Genomic DNA, 19,111 nt, shown 5'->3' on the forward strand with positions numbered 1-19,111 from the left:
TCATGCCGTTTTCCGCAGCCGAACAGAGGGCGATGGAGCAGGCACTGCAACTGGCCCGCGGGGGAGTGCGGGGCGCGAACCCACTGGTGGGAGCCGTCATTCTGTCCCCGTCCGGGGAGGTCCTGGCCACCGGATACCACCGCGGCGCCGGAACCCCGCATGCAGAGGCCGCCGCGCTGACCGCCGCCGCAACAGCGGGAACGGACGTGCGCGGGGCAACCATGGTGGTCACCCTGGAGCCCTGCAACCACGCAGGCCGCACCGGACCGTGTTCGCAGGCGGTGCTGGAGGCCGGAATCGCCAGGGTGGTCTACGCCGCCGCTGATTCAAACCACGACGCCGCCGGGGGAGCTGCCGCTCTCGCCGCCGGTGGGGTGGAGGTTGAGGGCGGACTACGAGCGGACGAATCCCGGGAGCTGAACCACCGGTGGGCAACCGCCGCTGCAGCGCACCGACCGTTCGTGACGGTCAAGACCGCGCAGACCCTGGACGGGAGAACCGCTGCGGCGGACGGCAGCAGCGCGTGGATAACGTCCGGCGAAGCCCGCGCCGACGCCCAGGCCCTGCGCCGGCGGGCGGACGCCGTTCTTGCCGGGACAGGAACCATTCAGGCTGACAACCCCCGGCTGACCGCCCGGAATCCGGACGGCAGCGACGCCGATAGCCAGCCGCTGCGCGTGGTGATGGGCCACAGCCCCGTCCCCGAAGCTGCGCGCGTCCGGGGAATCGACGGACGGTTCCTGCAGATCCCCACACATGATCCCGCCGTCGTACTGGCTGACCTGTATGACCGGGGCGTGCGCCACCTGATGGTGGAGGGCGGCGGAACGGTGGCCGGAGCGTTCCTGCGGGCCGGGTTGGCCGATGAGCTGGTGGCCTACACCGCTCCGGCACTGCTGGGTGCGGGCACTCCTGCGTTCGCCGGGCTGGGAATCCAGACCATGGCACACATCCAGCGCTGGCGCTGGGATCCGGCCGGGGGAAGCTCGGCCGTTCCCGTGGGACCGGACCTTCGGCTGCATCTTGAACCGCTTCCCGACTTCGTAAACGAAAAGGACTAGAACGTGTTTACCGGCATGATTGCTGAACAGGGCAGCGTAATTTCCCTGGAGACAGATACCTCCGGCGCCGGGAAGGTGCTGGTCATCGAGGCCCCGGCAACGTCGGCCGGGCTGGGGCTCGGCGGCTCGATCGCCGTCAATGGGGTTTGCCTCACCGCCACGGCACTGGACGGGACCCGGATTTCCCTCGATGTGATGGGGGAAACCCTGGACCGCACCACCACCGGAAAGCTCGTCCCGGGCCGGAAAGTAAACCTTGAACGCTGTGTTCCGGCGGGCGGACGCCTGGACGGACATGTGGTGCAGGGGCACGTGGACGGGGTTGGAACGCTGCTGGAACGGGAGGACCTGGGCAGCTGGGACCGGCTCCGGTTTGGCGTCCCGCAGCAGCTGGCCCGGTACATCGCGGAAAAGGGTTCCATCGCTGTCGACGGCGTGTCGCTCACGGTGACAGCAGTGAGCGCTTCGCAGGATCCGGAGCCCTGGTTTGAGGTGGGCCTGATTCCCACCACCCTGTCTGAGACCGGACTCGGCGCGCTGGAACCCGGGTCCCCCGTCAACCTGGAGGTGGACGTGCTGGCGAAATACGCTGAACGGCTGCTCGCGTTCGCGGTCCCCGCTGCCGCCTCTCCGGCCGACGCGGGGACGGAGCAGCGATGAGCATCCGGCTTGACCCCATCGACGCAGCTGTCCGGGCCATCGCTGCGGGCGGCGCCGTCGTCGTGGTCGATGACGAGGACCGCGAAAACGAAGGCGACATCATCTTCGCCGCGCAGCACGCCACCGCCGAGCTGATGGGCTTCACGGTGCGGTACACCTCCGGCGTCATCTGTGTTCCGCTGCCGGATACCTGGGCGGACCGGCTGGAACTGCCGCCCATGACCGCCGTGAACCAGGACGCCAAGGGCACCGCCTACACCGTTTCCTGTGACGCGGCCTCCGGCTCCAGCACCGGGATCAGCGCCGCAGACCGGGCACTGACCTCCCGGGTGCTGGCGGATCCGGCGTCCCAGGCCCGGGATCTGAACCGTCCAGGGCACATCTTTCCGCTGCGCGCCCACGAGGGCGGGGTGCGTGCCCGCCGCGGCCACACGGAAGCCGCCGTCGAGCTGGCCCGGCTGGCCGGCTGCACGCCGGTGGGCGTGATCGCCGAGCTGGTGCACGACGACGGATCCATGATGCGGCTGCCCGCGCTGCGGAAATTCGCCGACGAGCACGGCCTGCCGCTGGTCTCGATCGAGGATTTGGCGGCGCACCTGGCCGCGGCCACCCCGCCGGCTGGAGTTCGGCGATGACGGGGAGCCGGGACGTGGCGCCCGGACCCGTCGTCCAGCTGCCCACTGCGTTCGGCGACTTCACCGCCCAGGTCTGGACGGACGGGCAGACCGGTGCGGAACACCTGGCTGTCTCCGCACCGGGGACGGCGCCGGGCCCGGGCAGCCCGCTGGTGCGGCTGCATTCGGAGTGCCTGACCGGAGACGTTTTTGCCTCCTACCGATGCGACTGCGGGGAACAGCTGGAACAGGCCCTGGGGCTGATTAGCCTCCACGGCGGGACCGTGCTCTATCTGCGCGGCCACGAAGGCCGGGGCATCGGCCTGGCAAACAAGCTGCGGGCCTATGCGCTGCAGGAAGCCGGAGCTGACACCGTTGAGGCGAACGAGCAGCTGGGACTGCCGGTGGATGCCCGGGATTACCAGGCTGCGGCGGAGATCCTGCTGCAGCTGGGCCTGGACCGGATCCGGCTGCTGAGCAACAACCCGGCGAAGCGAAAGCGGCTTGAAGCCTGCGGGGTCACCGTGGAGGCGATGGTGCCTTCCGAGGTACCGGCCCGGGCCGAGAACGAACGGTACCTGCAGACCAAGCGGGACCGCATGAACCATCACCTGTTCCTGCTGCGGGACCATCCCGTGCAGCAGGGCTAACAACTTCCAGTAAATTCCAGCAAAGGACATCCGACATGAGTGGACACGGCGCCCCCGAGAACAACGTCAGCGGCATTAAGGCCAAGGGCCTGGACATCAAAGTGGCCATTGTTGCCGCCAGCTGGCATACCGAAGTGATGAACGGCCTCATTGATGGCTCACTCCGCGCCGCATCCGATGCCGGGCTCGGCCCCAAGCTGATCCGGGTTCCGGGCACGTTCGAGCTGTCCGTCGCTGCCGCGCGGCTGGCACCGCACTTTGACGCCGTCGTGGCCCTCGGCGTCGTTATCCGCGGCGGAACCCCGCACTTTGACTACGTCTGTTCGTCGGCGACGCAGGGTCTAACCGAGGTCAGCGTGCGGACCGGTACGCCGGTCGGGTTTGGGGTGCTGACCTGTGACACCGAGGAACAGGCGCTGGACCGTGCCGGACTTGAGGGGTCCTCGGAAGACAAGGGGTACGAGGCGTTTGCCGCCGCGGTGAATACCGTGGACGCGCTCCGCGGGGCCGGGGTCTAGGGCTCCTGCCGGGTAGCGGCGCTGCTCAGACCAGTTCCAGATTGTCCGCAACTGCCTGGCCCCGGTGGATGACCGTACGGCCGGGCAGTCTGTCCATGACAGCGCCGGTCACCGTGTCCCCTTCCACGAGCAAAAGTTCAGCCGGGTCGCCCAGGCCAAGCCCCGGACGGTCCGCAACGGATGACACACGGCTCGAGCGCGGATCGAGGACGCTGGCCCCGCCGACGGTGGCCACGGCGACACAGTGCTCTATGAGCTCGTCGGCGCGGAACCGGCTGGTGAACGCCAGCTGCCACGTCCGGTCGAGCATGTCTGCATTCCCGTAGGGGGACCAGTAATCCCGCTGGCCGTCCTCGCCCAACCCCACCCGGACTCCCGCCTCCGCAAGCTGCTGCAGCGGCAGCGGCTGCCCGGCCGGGGCAATGGTGGCCATGGAGACGTCCAGGGCCGCGAACTCGTCGATGAGTTCCTGCAGCTGACCGGCGGGCAGGTCTGCCAGCCCGTAGCCGTGCGAAATCGTCACGAGTCCCTGCATGCCGAGTGCCTTCGTGCGTTCCAGGATCAGCTGGGCACTGAACAGGCCCAGCTGATCCGGCTCATGCAGGTGGATGTCCACCGGAACACCGTACTTCTCGGCAAGGCCAAACACGATGTCCAGATGCCGAACGGGATCGCGGTCGAGCGAGCAGGGGTCAATGCCGCCGACGACGTCGGCCCCCAGCTTGAGGGCTTCCTCCAGGACCTCGGCGCTGCCCGCTTCGCGGAGCAGTCCTGCCTGCGGGAACGCGATGACCTGGACATCGGCCCGATCCCGGTGAGTTTCGCGGGCGGCGAGGACACCTTCGAAGCGCTCCAATCCGGCGTCGGCGTCCACTTGGGCGTACGTGCGGACCCGGGTGGTGCCGCGGGCAATCATCGCGCCCAGGCAGGTGGCGGCGCGGTCCGCAACCGAGGCTTCAGCGCCACGCCAGTTCTTCCGGTCGTTCAGCATCATGCCCCACACACCCGGAGAACCCGTGTGGGGGCGCATTGGCAGGCCAATGCGCGTGGAGTCGAGGTGCACATGGACGTCCGAAAAAGAGGGAAGCAGGATGCGCCCGGCACCTTCGATTACCACGGCGGATCCCCCGGAGTTGGCGGTGCCGATGGATCCGCTGGTTGCCGGAAGTGCCGGCTCAAGGGCGGTGATCACTCCGCCGTCAAGCGTTGCATCGGTAAGCTCTCCGCCCCAGGGGCGGACATTGCGGAGGATGACGGTCAAGGTATCGGTGTCCTGTCACGAAAGGCCGGCCGGGATGGCCGGCGGCGGCGGCGGGACGGGATCCCGCACGGGACGATCCTCGCATTCTGTCTCGATCCGTGACAGCGGACGCGCCGGGGCAACGCTAGGCCGGGCTGCTGTCCCGTTCCGGGGTCCGGATTCCCAGGAAGGCGATGAAACCGGCGGCCAGGAACAGCGCCGCCGTCGCCAGGGCTGTCCGCTGGAAGCCTGAATAGTCCAGGGAACCGCCGGAAATGGTGCCGATGAGCGCCACAGCCACCAGGCCGGCGACCCGGCTGACGGCATTGTTGACCGCGGACCCAATGCCGGCGTCGGTCTCATCCAGGGCACCAAGGACGGCAGCGGTAAGCGGAGCGACCATGACGGCCAGCCCCAGACTGAACAGCAGCAGGCCGGGAAGCAGCTGGGTGAGGAAGTTCAGCGGCGGACTCACCGTCATCATGAGCATGAATCCCGCACCCATGATGACCGGCCCGGCACTCATGAAGATCCGCGGGCCGTACCTCCCCGCGAGATTGCCGAAGTATGTTGAGAACGCCAGCATCGCCAGCGGAACCGGGAGTGAGATCAGGCCGGCTTCCAGGGCGCTGAACCCTGCAGCTTCCTGCACAAAGACAGTCAGCGCAAAGGTTCCCAGGGACAGTGCACCATAGGCTGCAGCCGTCACGAGGTTGCCGTAGCGGAAGTTGCGGGCCTGAAAGAGCCCCAGCGGCATCATGGGGGTGCTGGTGCGCGATTCGCGGAGCACGAACAGTGCCAGCGCCGCCAAACCGCAGGCAAGCGGCAGGAACACCGCCGGGCTGCCCCAGCCCAGACGGTCCTGCTCGATCAGCCCATACACTGATCCGCCCAGCCCCGCCACTGCCAGCAGGGCTCCGGGAAGGTCCAGGGCGGTCCTGCGCCGCGGGCTGTCCTGAAGGCCCAGCATCAGCAGCAGGGTCAGCGCAACCGGAAGCACGTTCACCGCGAAGATCAGCCGCCACGTGGCCCAGTCCACGAGTACTCCGCCCAGCAGCGGCCCAATGATTGCTGCGGTTCCGGTCCAGGCTGTCCACGTGCCGACGGCGCGGGCGCGTGCGGGCCCGGCATACGCCGTCGTAATCAGGGCCAGGCTGCTGGGAACCAGCAGTGCGGCGGCCATGCCCTGGACCGCGCGGGCCATGACGAGGACTTCCGGATCCCAGGCGAGGGCACAGCCGACCGATGCGGCACCAAAGCCGATCAGCCCCCAGGTGAGCACCCGCAGCCGGCCGAAGGAATCCGACAGGGATCCGGCGAGCAGGATCAGCGCACCGAGGGTCAGCAGATAGGCGTTGACCGTCCACTGCTGGGTGGCGAGCCCCCCGCCGAGCTCCTCGCCGATGGCCGGGAGTGCCACGGTAACGATGCTTCCATCGAGGAACGCCACGAAAGAGGCGAGGATGGCGACGACGAGCACGCGAGGGCTTTTGTCTGCAGGGGACGGTGCGTAATACGCCATGTTGGGCGCCCTTTCAGGACAGGATGGCTTCTGCTCACCATCATTCCACCTGGCTGCCCGGGACAGAGGTGCTTCAGGAGGCGATGGGCTGCGGCCTGTACCGTGTTGGCCATGAAGAATATTCAACTCTCGCTCGCGCTGGCAGCCATATCCGCGGCACTCACCCTGAAGAGTCCCTCCGACTGGCCTCCTGCGGTACGCCGGGCCTACGTGCTCGCTCCCGGGGCCGCGGTTGGCATTTTCGTCGGAGCTGCCTTCTGGAATGGCGCACGCAAAGGGCGGAAGCTGGCTTCCGCCGGGAGAGTCGACCTCGTGACGCCGGCGGCTTCGGCGTCCGGTGGCGGGGATGGAAGCACAGCACCACTCCCGTCCTACGTGCGCAAGGATTCGGGCCCGTCACGGCGAACGGCAGCCGGGTTGACGGCTATCGCTGCTGCCGCGGGTGTGGCATCAAGTGCGTTCCTGGCGCTGGGCCTGCTCGTGGATGAGCGCATCGAAACGTGGCTGATCCGCCGCGGTGCAGAACGGCCGCGGCGGGTGATGGCTCTCTGCGCAGCCGTTGGTTCCCTTGTATTGGACCAGATCGTGGATACCAGGGATGCAGTGGACGTCCCGCAGGCCGGGCACTAAGGAAGCGGCGAACCCTCAGGCCGGCCGCGGGTCTGGTTCTGCTGCCGCGCTCCGGCCCGAACCGACCACCGCGGTGACGGCGAGGGCCAGCACGGCAGCATTTGCCGCAAGGGTTCCTGTCCAGGTTGCCGGCGGGACCCCCAGCGTGAAGCTGGCGGCGTTGAACATCGTGTGGAAGAGGATGCACAGGAACACCGCGTTGCGGGGTGAAAGAAGAAGGACCGCACCGTAGAGGAAGCGGAACGCCAGGATCTGGACGGCGAACAGCCAAAAATCGATGACACCCGATTCGTGGTTCGTGCCCGGGATGAAGAACAGCGGAACGTGCCAGAGCAGCCACAGGATTCCCACCACTAAGGAGGAAACGGCATAGCCCCACCGGCGGCAGAGCTGCGGCTGCAGTGATGTCATCCATCCGGCCTCTTCCATGCCGCCGATGATGAGGTTGCCCGGCAGCGAGAGGAAGAACATGAACCAGGGAAGAGCGTATCCGGACGGGCCGGAGACCAGCAGGTGGAGCGAGAAATACACAACGAGTGCCGAGGCAACCAGAAGGTAGCCTGTGGGACGGCCCCGTGCAGCAAACACGAGCTTCAGCCATTGTGCCGGACCCGAGACCTTCCCGTTTCTCCGGAGGACGAGGTAGGACGCGATTGCCGGTGAAAGGATGTAGACAGCGAAGGGCACGTTCGCCACGAACTCCGGAACCGTGGTGACTACGTTGTTTACCTCGTACCCGAACCGGGCCGCAATGATCAGCGCGCCCGCACAGCCGTAGGCGATGACGAACGTCATGACTGTGAACTGCCGGGCGATTCGCGTATCCGTCACGCTGCAACGATATATCGGCTGTCGGTGCATCTCCCGGAAGCGTCCTTCGTCACACAGGCGCGCCCGAATGGGGCAGATTGTGACGCACAGCGTACCCTTGATCTGTGAAAACCTTCGAAGAGCTATTTGCCGAACTCAGTGAGAAGGCGGAGACCCGGCCAGCCGGTTCACGTACCGTCGCCGAACTCGAGTCCGGCGTCCACGGCATCGGCAAGAAGGTAGTCGAAGAGGCCGCAGAAGTCTGGATGGCTGCCGAGTACGAGTCTGATGAAGCCGCCGCTGAGGAGATCTCCCAGCTGCTCTACCACCTGCAGGTCCTGATGCTGGCCAAAGGCCTCACCCTGCAGGACATCTACAAGCATCTCTAGCCACGCGCTGCCTTTGAGCACGCCCCAGACTTGGGTACCCCTCAATCAGTGTGTGGCCCGCCGGCAGGCCCAGTTCCATCTGACTTCCAGCGAAAGAACCAACTAACATGCTCCGTGTAGCAGTGCCCAACAAGGGCGCCCTTTCCGAATCCGCCTCCGCCATGCTCTCCGAGGCGGGATACCGCCAGCGCCGCGACAGCCGCGAACTGGTGATGGTCGATCCCGACAATGACATTGAATTCTTCTTCCTCCGTCCCCGTGACATCGCCGTTTACGTCGGCTCCGGAACGCTCGACGTCGGACTCACCGGCCGCGACCTCTTCCTTGACGCCCAGGTGGAGGCCGAGGAGCTGATGAGCCTCGGCTTCGGTGCCTCAACGTTCCGTTTTGCCGGACCGGTAGGGGAGTTCGCTTCCCTCGATGAGCTCAACGGCAAGCGCGTCGCCACCAGCTACGACGGGCTGCTGCGCGACTACCTCGCCGAACACGGCGTGGACGCCTCCGTGGTCCGCCTGGACGGCGCCGTCGAATCCTCCGTGCGCCTGGGCGTAGCGGACGCGATCGCCGACGTCGTAGAGACCGGAACCACGCTCCGTGCCGCAGGCATGGAAATCTTCGGTGAGCCCATCCTGAAGTCCGAGGCCGTGCTGATCGGCCGCAAGGGCGCGAACCCTGCCGGACTCGACGTGCTCAAGCGCCGCCTCAAGGGCGTCCTGGTGGCGCGGCAGTACGTGATGATGGACTACGACGTCCGCAAGGAACTCGTCGAAGCCGCCGCAGCCCTCACGCCCGGCCTTGAATCCCCGACGGTCTCCCCGCTGCGTGACTCCGACTGGGTGGCCGTCCGCTCCATGATCAGGAAGTCAGACACCAACCGCATCATGGATGAACTGTATGACCTGGGCGCCCGCGCCATCCTGGTCAGCACCATCCACGCCTGCCGGATCTAGGGGGCGCAGACATGAGCGTTGCGATCCGCGTCATTCCCTGCCTCGACGTCGATGCCGGCCGCGTAGTCAAGGGCGTCAACTTCGAAGGCCTGCGCGACGCCGGCGACCCGGTTGAGCTGGCCCACCGCTACGACAGGGCCGGCGCGGACGAACTCACGTTCCTCGACGTCACCGCCTCTTCCGGCGCCCGCGAAACCGTATTCGACGTCGTCTCCCGCACGGCAGAGGAAGTCTTCATTCCGCTGACCGTGGGCGGCGGCGTCCGCACCGTTGAGGATGTGGACCGGCTGCTGCGCTACGGCGCGGACAAGGCCTCGATCAACTCCGCCGCCGTCGCACGCCCGGAGGTGATTGACGAGATCACCCGGCACTTCGGTTCGCAGGTGCTGGTGCTCTCCGTGGATGCACGCCGCACGCATGACGGATCGACGCCGTCGGGTTTTGAAATCACTACCCACGGCGGCCGCAAGGGAACCGGAATCGACGCCGTCGCCTGGGCCCGGGAGGCAGCGGACCGCGGCGTGGGGGAGATCCTGCTGAACTCCATCGACGCCGACGGCACCCGCGACGGGTTCGACCTGGAAATGATCAGGGCCGTCCGCGCTGCCGTGAACGTGCCGCTGATCGCCTCCGGCGGGGCCGGGGTGCCCGAGCACTTCCCGCCGGCCATCGCTGCCGGCGCGGATGCCGTGCTGGCAGCGTCAATCTTCCACTTTGGCCCGGACAACGCCATAGCTGACGTCAAGAAGGCCATCGCCGATGCGGGGTACCCGGTCCGGTAGCAGGACCGGGGCGGGAATAACCGGCGCCCGGGCGGACTTGTGGCTGAAGTGCTTCCCTGCACTTCCCCACAGCTTGGAGAAACATGACTACCGCCCGCGCGTATGCAGCCACATCCGCCACCGACCCGCTCGTTGCCACCACGATTGAACGCCGCGACGTCGGAGCCCATGACGTCCTGATCGACATCGCTTACGCGGGAGTCTGCCACTCAGACATCCACACCGTCCGCGGCGAATGGGGACCCATCGCCTACCCGCAGGTGGTTGGCCACGAAATTGTCGGCACAGTCGCCCAGGTGGGTGCCGAGGTCACCAGCCATCAAGTCGGTGACCGCGTTGGGGTGGGCTGCATGGTCAACTCCTGCCGCGAATGCGAGAACTGCCGGGCCGGCATGGAGAACTACTGCCTGAACGGGAACACCGGCACCTACGCGAGCAAGGACGTGGACGGAAGCATCACCCAGGGCGGCTACGCCACCTCGATCGTGGTTAATGACGACTTCGTGCTCCGGGTTCCCGAGAGCATCCCCTACGAAGCTGCTGCTCCGCTGCTTTGCGCCGGCATCACCACCTACTCGCCGCTGGCACACTGGAACGCGGGACCGGGCAAGCGGGTAGCCGTGGTCGGCATGGGCGGGCTTGGCCACATGGCCGTGAAGATCGCCGTCGCCATGGGTGCCGAGGTGACGGTTCTGTCCCAGTCCCTGAACAAGCAGGAAGACGGGCTGGCCTTCGGCGCCAAGCACTACTACGCCACGAGCGACGCCGGTACTTTCGAGACGCTGGCGAACAGCTTTGACCTGATGATCAATACGGTCAGCGCTCCGATCGATCTGCAGCAGTACCTTTCGCTGCTGCGGCTGGACGGCACCATGGTGAGCGTGGGTGCCCCGCCGGAGCCGCTGCCGGTGTCAGTCTTCGCGCTGATGGGCAACCGCCGCTCCTATGCTGCCTCCGGAATCGGCAGCATCGCCGAAACCCAGGAGATGCTGGACTTCTGCGCCGAGCACGGGATTGCCCCGTCGGTCGAGCTGATCGATGCCGCCGAGATCAACACCGCCTATGAACGGGTGCTGAAGTCCGACGTCCGGTACCGCTTCGTGATCGACGCCGCGACCATCTAGCCCGCACCAGGGAACAGCAAAGGCGTCCCGCCGCGGCGGGACGCCTTTTGCTGATATGGAAGATATCCCCGGGTGGTCCCGGAGGGGAGCTGCTACAGGCCGATCTCGGCGCTCTCGAGCAGCGCGACGGCGTCGGGCTGGCCTTCGAACATCACCAGGGCCTGCTGGGTGCGGCCGTGCGCATGCAGCAGCAGCTCGCACGGTTCGCCGACGATCGCCACCGACACGGCAGCCCGCTTGGCCACATGCCGCGGCCCGTCCGGGCGGACCAGGACAATGCCGACGTCGACGCCGCGGTAGAGCAGGGCAGCGCGCTTAAGCAGTTCGGACCAGAGTGCCTCGGAGTATTCCGAATCCAGGGCCCGCGGAGCCCAGCGGTCACCGGCACGGCGAATGTCCTCCGTGTGCACGAAGTACTCCACGAGGTTTGCACTGTTGTCCACGGACTTGAAGCGCAGGGGAGAGAGAAGCGGAGGGCCGGAACGGAACGACTTGACCAGCTTGGCGTAGCCCTCTGAGGTGGACGCCTTAGCCGCCAGGGTGTCCATCGCCTTGGCCGTCTTGCCGGCGAACGGCTTGACGAAGAATCCCAGGGCAGAGGCGGGCCGGTGCTCGCGCAGGTATAGGTGCGCAGCAAGATGCCTGGTCTCCCACCCCTCGCAGAGCGTGGGCGCGTGGGGACCGGCCGCGAGCAGTGTTTCGGCCAGGACTTCACGTGAAGGTTCTACGAATTGCATCACTGCTGAAACTAGCACGGAACACCCTGTATTGCCCGCTAAACGCGGTCATTCAGCTTCGGTGCGGCCAAAGCCACTAGAATCGTAGCGATGGCAACAGACACCACCCCCCAGACCCCCCGCCCGGACTCCGCACTGGACCCTGCCGTGGCTGCCACGCTCAAGCGCGACGACGCGGGGCTGGTTGCAGCGGTCATCCAGCAGCATGACACCGGTGAGGTGCTGATGCTCGGCTGGATGGACGACGAAGCCCTGCGCCGCACGCTGACCAGCGGGCGGGTGACCTTCTGGTCCCGCTCCCGGCAGGAGTACTGGCGCAAGGGGGACACCTCCGGCCACGTGCAGTACGTGAAGTCCGTGGCAGTGGACTGCGACGGCGACGCTCTGCTGGTGCGCGTGGACCAGGTGGGCGCAGCCTGCCACACCGGCACCAGGACCTGCTTCGAAGGCCGCGGCCTTCCGGTCTCCGCCTAAACCTCCCTTCCAAACCGAAAGCCCAATACATGCAGGATCTAGGTGTTATCTCTCCCTCCCTGGAGGAATTCAGGGCGCTGGCCGCTGACCGGCGCGTGGTTCCGGTCCGACTGAAGGTGCTGGCTGACGCCCACACCCCAATCGGCATCTACCGGAAACTCACCGGCGGTGAACCCGGCACCTTCCTCATGGAGTCCGCTGCGTCCGGCGGCGTCTGGTCCCGCTACTCCTTCATTGGCGCCCGTTCCCGCGCCACCCTGACTACCCGCGACGGCGCAGCCGTCTGGCTCGGCGAGCCGCCCGCGGGCGTGCCCACCGAGGGCAACCCGGTGGAAGCCATGGCCGCTACGCTGCAGCTGCTGGCCACCGACCGTTTCGAGGGCCTGCCGCCCTTCACCTCCGGCCTGGTCGGTTTTGTGGGCTGGGAATCGGTGCGGCACTGGGAGAAGCTGACCTCCCCGCCGGTGGATGACCTGGACCTGCCGGAGATCGCCATGAATCTGGTCTCGGACATGGCCATCCATGACAACTCGGACGGCACCGTACTGCTGGTGGCAAACGCCATCAATTTCGACGGCTCCGACGAGCGCGTGGACGATGCCTGGCAGGATGCGGTGGCACGGCTGCACAGCATGCTGGACCGCCTGGCAGCCCAGTCGCCCCAGGCCGTCACGGTACTCGACGGCGGCACGGTGGACATCAGCGCTTTGACCGCCGGCGTCAAGGAATCCTGGCCCAAGCCCGAGTACCTGCAGGCGGTTGAACGCGGCAAGGAAGCCATTGTGGACGGGGAAGTGTTCCAGGTAGTCATCTCCCGCCGGTTCGAACTGGACTGCCGGGCCGAGGCACTGGATGTGTACCGGGTGCTGCGCAACACCAACCCCAGCCCGTACATGTACCTGTTCAACTTCGAGGACGCCCGGGGCAACCCGTTCGCCGTCGTTGGCTCCTCGCCTGAGGCACTGGTGACCGTGACGGGCAGCGAAGTCATCACGCACCCCATTGCCGGATCCCGGCCGCGCGGAAAAACGCAGGAGCTGGACCGCGCGCTGGCCGAGGAACTGCTGGCCGACGAGAAGGAACGGGCCGAGCACCTGATGCTCGTGGACCTGGCCCGCAACGACCTCTCCAAGGTCTGCCGCCCGGGCAGCGTGGACGTTACCCAGTTCATGGAAGTGGAGCGTTTCAGCCACATCATGCACCTGGTCTCCACGGTGGTCGGCGAGCTCTCGCCGCAGCACTCCGCTTATGATGTGCTCTCCGCAACCTTCCCGGCCGGCACCCTCTCCGGAGCGCCCAAGCCGCGTGCACTGCGCCTGCTGGACGAACTTGAACCCCACCGGCGCGGCATCTACGGCGGCGTGGTCGGCTACCTGGACTTCGCCGGGGACATGGACATGGCCATCGCCATCCGCTCCGCGCTGCTGCGCGACGGCAAGGCCTATGTCCAGGCCGGCGGCGGAATCGTCGCGGACTCGGACCTCGAGGCAGAGGCACAGGAAACGGTCAACAAGGCCGCGGCGCCGCTGCGCGCGGCGCTGATCGCCGGGGGACTGGAGCCGGTGACCCCTTCGGTCGCCAGGCAGATTTTCAACAGACAGGACAACTGAAGTGAGCACCAAACCGGCCGCCGCCCCGCGCTGGCGGCGCAAGTCCACGGTGGTTCTGGGAACTGTCCTGCTGGGCGCTGCCGCGTTCGGCACCACCACCCAGACGTGGCTTGACGTCGTCCTCCCGCAGGCCGCCGTGGAAACCCCCAACATTGCCGTAAGCGGCAGCGATGCCGCCACCGCCGTGACGGCGTTCGCCGTCGTCGCACTGGCAGCAGCCCTGGCTGCCTCCATCGCCGGGAAGGTGGCCCGCTGGGTCATCGCCGCCGTGCTGCTGATTGCCGGCGCCGGGATCACCACGGCCAGCGCTGCGGTGATCGCGGACCCGGCCCAGGGAGCTGCCGGTGCCGTGGGCAAGGCAATTGGCGTGAGCAACAGTGCGGGGGCGGATATCACGATCACCGCCATGCCGTACCTTGCCGCAGCAGCCGGCGTGCTGATCGCCCTGGCCGCGGTGTGGCTGGCCGCTGCCTCCAGGACCTGGGCCGTCTCCCGCCGCTACGCGGCCCAGCCGGCCACCGGCGCCGCCGTGAAGGAGAAGTCCACGCAGCCGCCGATCGACGAAATCGACAGCTGGGACCGCCTGTCAAAGGGCGAAGACCCCACCAACTTCCGCTAGGCGGAGCCTGGGCCGGGGACCGCCCGGCGCAACAAGTACGAGAGTTTCTGCCAGCTAATGGCAGAATGGATGCCAGACCCGTTTACGAGGAGATTCACCATGAGCACAAACGCCGTTGAGCAGCAGGACACCAAGCCCGAGAACGACGCCGAGGTACACGCCAGCATCCATGACGAGACCATCGGCCACGGCAACACTCCGGCCGCGTGGACCTGCGTGCTGATCATGATGGCCGGTGCCCTGGTCTCCAGCATCGGCTTCGTCATCGCCAGCTGGCTCTGGTTCGGCCTGGGCCTCGGCGTCATGGTGGTTGGCCTGATCGCGGGCTTCATCATGCGCAAGGCCGGTTACGGCGTCGGCGGCTCGAAGCTGAAGAACAGCGGACACTAAGTGTCCGTTCTCGACGACATCATTGCCGGTGTCCGCGAGGACATGGCACAGCGGCAGCGTCAGACGCCGCTGGATAAGGTGCAGGAGCGCGCCGCCCAGGCCGCTCCCGCCCTTGACGCCTACGCTGCCCTCGGCGGCAATGAAAGCCCCCGCACCGCACTGCGGGTGATCTCCGAGGTCAAGCGGTCCAGTCCTTCCAAAGGGGCGCTGGCGGACATCGCGGACCCCGCAGACCTGGCGAAGCGCTACGAGCAGGGCGGCGCGTCGGTCGTCAGCGTCCTCACCGAGGCCCGCCGCTTCAAGGGTTCCCTCGCGGACCTCGACGCCGTCCGCGCTGCAGTCAGCATTCCGGTGCTGCGCAAGGACTTCACAGTCGACCCCTACCAGATCTGGGAAGCACGGGCGCACGGAGCGGATCTGGTGCTGCTCATCGTGGCGGCACTGGACGATACTGACCTGCGCTCGTTCCTCGACCTGACCCATGAACTGGGCATGAACGCCCTGGTTGAGGCGCACACCGCCGAGGAAATCCAGCGCGCCGCAGCAGCCGGAGCACGGATCATCGGCGTGAATGTCCGCAACCTGAAAACCCTGGACGTGGACCGTTCCGTCTTCGCCGCGCTTTCCGAATCCATCCCCGCCGGTGCGGTAGTGGTGGCGGAATCCGGTGTCCGGAACGCGGCCGACGTCGCGCATTACGCAGCCCACGGCGCAAACGCGGTACTCGTGGGCGAAGCGCTCGTGAAACACAATGACCCCGCAGCTACCATCGCGGAGTTCATGGACACCGGAGCCGGGGCCATCGCCGACCGGCTGCAGGCCAGCGGACGCTGAGGATTCACTTTCGACAAACCTTCCGTGGACCGCCCCTGGCGGACACGGATAAGAGCAGGACAGGACAGGCTCCATGACCGGGATCCCGGAGAACAGCACCCCACCCGCCGCGGCAGGTACGCCAGAACAGACGGTGGACGGGAAGGTGACGGACTCCTTCCTGGCTGGAGGGCCGTCCCTCCGCCATGCCGCTGGACCCTACTTCGGCGAATACGGCGGACGCTGGATGCCCGAATCCCTCATCGCCGCGCTGGATGAGCTGACGGAGACGTTCGACAAGGCCAAGGCTGATCCGGCCTTCACCGCCCAGATCGCGGAGCTGAACAAGAACTATTCAGGCCGTCCCTCGCTGCTCACCGAAGCCAAGCGCTTCGCCGAGCACGCCGGCGGGGTCCGCATCTTCCTCAAGCGCGAGGACCTGAACCATACCGGTTCCCACAAGATCAACAACGTCCTGGGCCAGGCACTGCTCGCCAAGCGCATGGGCAAGACCCGCATCATCGCCGAAACCGGTGCCGGACAGCACGGTGTGGCCAGCGCCACCGCCGCCGCCCTGCTGGGCCTGGAATGCGTTGTCTACATGGGTGCGGAGGACTGCCGCCGCCAGGCCCTGAACGTTGCCCGCATGGAACTGCTGGGCGCCACGGTCATTCCGGTGACCAACGGTTCGCAGACCCTCAAGGACGCGATCAATGAAGCCCTGCGTGACTGGGTTGCCAACGTCTCCACCACGCACTACCTGCTGGGCACCGCGGCCGGAGCCCATCCGTTCCCCGCCATGGTGCGCTACTTCCACGAGGTGATCGGTGAGGAAGCCCGCGAACAGATGCTGGAGCAGGCCGGGAAACTGCCCGACGCCGTCTGTGCCTGTGTGGGCGGCGGGTCCAATGCGATCGGCATCTTCCACGGTTTCCTGGACGACCCGTCCGTTGCCATCTACGGATTCGAAGCCGGCGGTGACGGCGTCGATACCCCGCGCCACGCTGCCACCATCACCCTCGGACGCCCGGGTGTGCTGCACGGCGCCCGCACATACCTGATGCAGGACGAGGACGGCCAGACCATCGAGTCCCACTCGATTTCCGCTGGCCTGGACTACCCCGGAGTCGGACCGGAGCACGCCTACCTCGCGGATATTGGACGGGTTTCCTACGAACCGGTCACCGACTCCGAGGCCATGGAGGCATTCAAGCTGCTCTGCCGCACCGAGGGCATCATCCCCGCCATCGAGTCCTCCCACGCCCTCGCCGGCGCCATCAAGGTTGGCCGGCGGCTGGCAGCAGCGGCGGGCCCGGACGGCGACGCTTCGGAGCAGATCGTCCTGGTCAATCTGTCCGGCCGCGGAGACAAGGACGTAGCTACCGCCGCGGAATGGTTCAACCTGCTGGATGAGAAGTCAGCTGAAGCTGAGATCGGGAAAGAAGGAGAACAGCTGTGAGCGTCTCGACCGCCAGCAAATCCGCGGCCGCCATCGACCGGGCCCGGGCCGACGGCCGCGCAGCCCTGGTGGGGTACCTGCCGGCCGGATTCCCGTCCGTCCCGGAAACCATCGCTGCCGGAATCGAACTGGCACGCGGGGGTGCGGACCTCATCGAAATCGGCATTCCCTACTCGGATCCGGTCATGGACGGTTCAGTCATCCAGGCGGCCACGAGCCAGGCCCTCGAAAGCGGCTTCCGGGTCCAGGACGTGTTCGACGTCGTCGCCGGCATCACCGCCGAGACCGACGCAGCCGTGCTGGTCATGACCTACTGGAACCCCGTCATGCGCATGGGCGTGGCCGAGTTCTCCCGCCGACTGGCCGAAGCAGGGGGAGCCGGGCTGATTACACCGGACCTGATTCCGGACGAAGCCGGCGAATGGATCGCTGCATCGGACAAGTACGGACTGGACCGGGTTTTCCTGGTTGCACCGTCCTCCACCACTGACCGCATGAAGTCCACGGTTGAAGCCAGCCGCGGATTCGTCTACGCCGTTTCGATCATGGGCGTCACGGGCACCCGCAACCAGGTGTCCGACGCCGCCGAAGGGGTTGTCAGCGCCGCCCGCGCCGCCGGTGCCGAACGCGTCTGCGTAGGCCTCGGCGTGTCCACCTCCGGGCACGTCCGCGAGATCGGTTCCTACGCCGACGGCGTCATCGTCGGTACCGCGCTGGTCGCCGCCCTTCGCGACGGCGGAGCTGCAGCCGTCGGTGAGCTAACCCGCGAACTCAGTACCGGAACACGAAAGAACTGACAATGCCGATGTCCCTGGCGGTCCCGGCCGCGATCCCCAGTCCGCCCGCCGAGTTCAGCAGCTTCTCGCTGGGCCCGCTGACCGTCCACGCGTACGCGCTGTGCATCCTGGCCGGGATTATCCTGGCCCTGTGGATGACATCCGTCCGCTGGAAGCGGCGCGGACTGCCGCCGGACTCCGTCTGGGACATCGCCATCTGGGCCATACCGTTCGGCATCATCGGCGGACGGCTCTACCACGTTATCTCCTCACCGGACGCGTACTTCGGTCCCAACGGAAACCTGGCCCTGATTCCGCAGATCTGGCTGGGCGGCCTGGGCATCTGGGGCGCCATCGCGCTTGGAGCTGTGGGCGCCTGGATTGGCTGCCGCCGGGCGGGCATCAAGCTCTCCGCCTTCGCGGACGTCGCCGCTCCGGGGGTGCTGCTGGCGCAAGCCGTGGGACGCTGGGGCAACTGGTTTAATCAGGAACTTTTCGGCGGACCCACCGACGCACCCTGGGGCCTTGAGATTGATCCCAACAACACGAACTTCCCTGACGGAACGGCTCCTGGGACCCTGTTCCATCCCACGTTCCTCTACGAGTCGCTGTGGAACCTTGCCGGCGTCGCCTTGCTGCTGGTGCTGGACCGCCGCTTCAGGCTGCGCGGCGGACGCCTGTTCTGGCTGTATGCCGCCTTCTACACTTCCGGGCGCGTCTGGATCGAAATGCTGCGCATCGACGACGCGGAAATGGTCACCATCCTGGGCCTCACGCAGCGCCTGAACGTTTGGACTTCCATCCTGATCTTCCTGGCGTCGATCGGCATGTTCATCTACCTCAGCGTGCGGGCGCGCAAGCAGCCGGAACCGTCGCTGCTGCTGCCCGGACACCCCTGCCGGCAGTGAAACCGCTGGCCGCAGTAACAATTCACAGCTTGATAACAAGAGCGAAACAGATTCTGCGAATGTGAACTCCGGATCACAAACGGATGACACGCGTGCTACTCTCGCAGAGACAAAAAACGAGGCTGCCAAGCCTCAGCGGCCCGGGGATTCGGGCCCAGCCACGTAGGACCGTTCAGCGCGGGTTACCTCCCGCCGCCGGTCCGGATGCCACACCGCGGTGGCGGCTAGCGGTAACCGTGCCGGGGACAACCCCGGCAGGACACCGGAAGGTTCCTTCGATTGTGAGCCGGCCCCATCCCAGCATGCAGGGCTTTCACATCTGAACGACCGTAAAATCATCGAACACACCGGTTGGTAGATGCCGCCGGCGTGGGG

The 19,111-nt window shown here is 66.7% G+C and carries 22 protein-coding genes; 18 read left to right on the top strand and 4 right to left on the bottom strand.

Features of this window, described 5'->3' with window-relative positions; all coding sequences use genetic code 11:
- Positions 1-2: 2 nt before the first annotated feature.
- The 5 genes from ribD to ribH are packed head-to-tail and all read left to right on the top strand — an operon-like array spanning position 3 to position 3,503.
- Entirely contained in the window at positions 3-1,061 is a 1,059-nt protein-coding gene (gene ribD / locus ITX31_RS12830; RefSeq protein ID WP_194783815.1) for a bifunctional diaminohydroxyphosphoribosylaminopyrimidine deaminase/5-amino-6-(5-phosphoribosylamino)uracil reductase RibD, read from the top strand.
- Between the two features lie 3 nt (positions 1,062-1,064).
- Positions 1,065-1,721 (top strand): riboflavin synthase, encoded by a 657-nt coding sequence (locus ITX31_RS12835; RefSeq protein ID WP_194783816.1) that lies wholly within the window; start codon positions 1,065-1,067, stop codon positions 1,719-1,721.
- Positions 1,718-2,356, top strand: coding sequence for a 3,4-dihydroxy-2-butanone-4-phosphate synthase (gene ribB / locus ITX31_RS12840; protein ID WP_194783817.1), 639 nt, complete (start codon positions 1,718-1,720; stop codon positions 2,354-2,356). The genes ITX31_RS12835 and ribB overlap by 4 nt, the downstream gene beginning before the upstream one ends.
- Complete coding sequence (ribA, locus tag ITX31_RS12845) at positions 2,353-2,985, top strand: GTP cyclohydrolase II (RefSeq protein ID WP_194783818.1); 633 nt, start codon at positions 2,353-2,355, stop codon at positions 2,983-2,985. The genes ribB and ribA overlap by 4 nt, the downstream gene beginning before the upstream one ends.
- A gap of 35 nt (positions 2,986-3,020) precedes the next feature.
- Entirely contained in the window at positions 3,021-3,503 is a 483-nt protein-coding gene (gene ribH / locus ITX31_RS12850; protein ID WP_194783819.1) for a 6,7-dimethyl-8-ribityllumazine synthase, read from the top strand.
- 25 nt (positions 3,504-3,528) lie between these two features.
- Here the strand turns inward: ribH and ITX31_RS12855 are convergent, their stop codons facing one another.
- Both ITX31_RS12855 and ITX31_RS12860 read right to left on the bottom strand, forming a co-directional pair.
- On the bottom strand, positions 3,529-4,764 hold the full coding sequence (locus ITX31_RS12855; RefSeq protein ID WP_194783820.1) for an amidohydrolase family protein: 1,236 nt from the start codon (positions 4,762-4,764) through the stop codon (positions 3,529-3,531).
- Positions 4,765-4,888: 124 nt separating this feature from the next.
- Positions 4,889-6,265, bottom strand: coding sequence for an MFS transporter (locus ITX31_RS12860; RefSeq protein WP_194783821.1), 1,377 nt, complete (start codon positions 6,263-6,265; stop codon positions 4,889-4,891).
- 111 nt (positions 6,266-6,376) lie between these two features.
- Between ITX31_RS12860 and ITX31_RS12865 the strand changes: the two genes are divergently transcribed.
- On the top strand, positions 6,377-6,895 hold the full coding sequence (locus ITX31_RS12865; RefSeq protein ID WP_194783822.1) for a hypothetical protein: 519 nt from the start codon (positions 6,377-6,379) through the stop codon (positions 6,893-6,895).
- A 15-nt stretch (positions 6,896-6,910) separates the two neighbouring features.
- Here ITX31_RS12865 and ITX31_RS16095 read toward each other — a convergent pair whose 3' ends face one another.
- Positions 6,911-7,726, bottom strand: a complete 816-nt coding sequence (locus tag ITX31_RS16095; RefSeq protein ID WP_194783823.1) for a CPBP family intramembrane glutamic endopeptidase — start codon at positions 7,724-7,726, stop codon at positions 6,911-6,913.
- Between the two features lie 104 nt (positions 7,727-7,830).
- Here ITX31_RS16095 and ITX31_RS12875 point away from each other — a divergent pair, with 104 nt between their 5' ends.
- The 4 genes from ITX31_RS12875 (at position 7,831) to ITX31_RS12890 (ending at position 10,950) form a co-directional block, all read left to right on the top strand.
- Positions 7,831-8,094 (top strand): phosphoribosyl-ATP diphosphatase, encoded by a 264-nt coding sequence (locus ITX31_RS12875; RefSeq protein WP_194783824.1) that lies wholly within the window; start codon positions 7,831-7,833, stop codon positions 8,092-8,094.
- A 107-nt stretch (positions 8,095-8,201) separates the two neighbouring features.
- Positions 8,202-9,044 carry an ATP phosphoribosyltransferase gene (gene hisG / locus ITX31_RS12880; RefSeq protein ID WP_194783825.1) on the top strand — a complete coding sequence of 281 codons (843 nt, stop codon included), beginning with the start codon at positions 8,202-8,204 and terminating at the stop codon, positions 9,042-9,044.
- 11 nt (positions 9,045-9,055) lie between these two features.
- Positions 9,056-9,826, top strand: coding sequence for an imidazole glycerol phosphate synthase subunit HisF (gene hisF / locus ITX31_RS12885; protein ID WP_194783826.1), 771 nt, complete (start codon positions 9,056-9,058; stop codon positions 9,824-9,826).
- 83 nt (positions 9,827-9,909) lie between these two features.
- The gene (locus tag ITX31_RS12890; protein ID WP_194783827.1) at positions 9,910-10,950 is read left to right on the top strand and encodes an NAD(P)-dependent alcohol dehydrogenase; all 1,041 of its coding nucleotides are present in this window, start codon (positions 9,910-9,912) and stop codon (positions 10,948-10,950) included.
- 92 nt (positions 10,951-11,042) lie between these two features.
- On the opposite strand, the gene ITX31_RS12895 is transcribed toward ITX31_RS12890, so the two are convergent.
- On the bottom strand, positions 11,043-11,687 hold the full coding sequence (locus tag ITX31_RS12895) for a TIGR03085 family metal-binding protein (protein WP_194783828.1): 645 nt from the start codon (positions 11,685-11,687) through the stop codon (positions 11,043-11,045).
- Positions 11,688-11,777: 90 nt separating this feature from the next.
- Between ITX31_RS12895 and hisI the strand changes: the two genes are divergently transcribed.
- From hisI to lgt, 8 genes are all read left to right on the top strand, one after another.
- Complete coding sequence (gene hisI, locus ITX31_RS12900; protein WP_194783829.1) at positions 11,778-12,161, top strand: phosphoribosyl-AMP cyclohydrolase; 384 nt, start codon at positions 11,778-11,780, stop codon at positions 12,159-12,161.
- Between the two features lie 29 nt (positions 12,162-12,190).
- A complete protein-coding gene (locus tag ITX31_RS12905; RefSeq protein WP_194783830.1) occupies positions 12,191-13,771 on the top strand; it encodes an anthranilate synthase component I in 1,581 nt (526 codons plus the stop codon).
- Position 13,772: 1 nt separating this feature from the next.
- A complete protein-coding gene (locus tag ITX31_RS12910; RefSeq protein WP_194783831.1) occupies positions 13,773-14,390 on the top strand; it encodes a Trp biosynthesis-associated membrane protein in 618 nt (205 codons plus the stop codon).
- Between the two features lie 99 nt (positions 14,391-14,489).
- Positions 14,490-14,780 carry an HGxxPAAW family protein gene (locus ITX31_RS12915; protein WP_228529335.1) on the top strand — a complete coding sequence of 97 codons (291 nt, stop codon included), beginning with the start codon at positions 14,490-14,492 and terminating at the stop codon, positions 14,778-14,780.
- On the top strand, positions 14,781-15,614 hold the full coding sequence (gene trpC, locus ITX31_RS12920; protein WP_194783832.1) for an indole-3-glycerol phosphate synthase TrpC: 834 nt from the start codon (positions 14,781-14,783) through the stop codon (positions 15,612-15,614).
- 73 nt (positions 15,615-15,687) lie between these two features.
- Positions 15,688-17,052 carry a tryptophan synthase subunit beta gene (trpB, locus tag ITX31_RS12925; RefSeq protein WP_228529336.1) on the top strand — a complete coding sequence of 455 codons (1,365 nt, stop codon included), beginning with the start codon at positions 15,688-15,690 and terminating at the stop codon, positions 17,050-17,052.
- A complete protein-coding gene (gene trpA, locus ITX31_RS12930; RefSeq protein ID WP_194783833.1) occupies positions 17,049-17,849 on the top strand; it encodes a tryptophan synthase subunit alpha in 801 nt (266 codons plus the stop codon). Before trpB ends, trpA begins: the two co-directional genes overlap by 4 nt.
- 2 nt (positions 17,850-17,851) lie before the next feature.
- Positions 17,852-18,736: a prolipoprotein diacylglyceryl transferase gene (lgt, locus tag ITX31_RS12935; protein ID WP_194783834.1), complete on the top strand. Its 885-nt coding sequence runs from the start codon at positions 17,852-17,854 to the stop codon at positions 18,734-18,736.
- Positions 18,737-19,111 lie beyond the last annotated feature (375 nt).

It is taken from the genome of Arthrobacter gandavensis (assembly GCF_015355785.1).
Lineage (GTDB): Bacteria > Actinomycetota > Actinomycetes > Actinomycetales > Micrococcaceae > Arthrobacter_B > Arthrobacter_B gandavensis_A.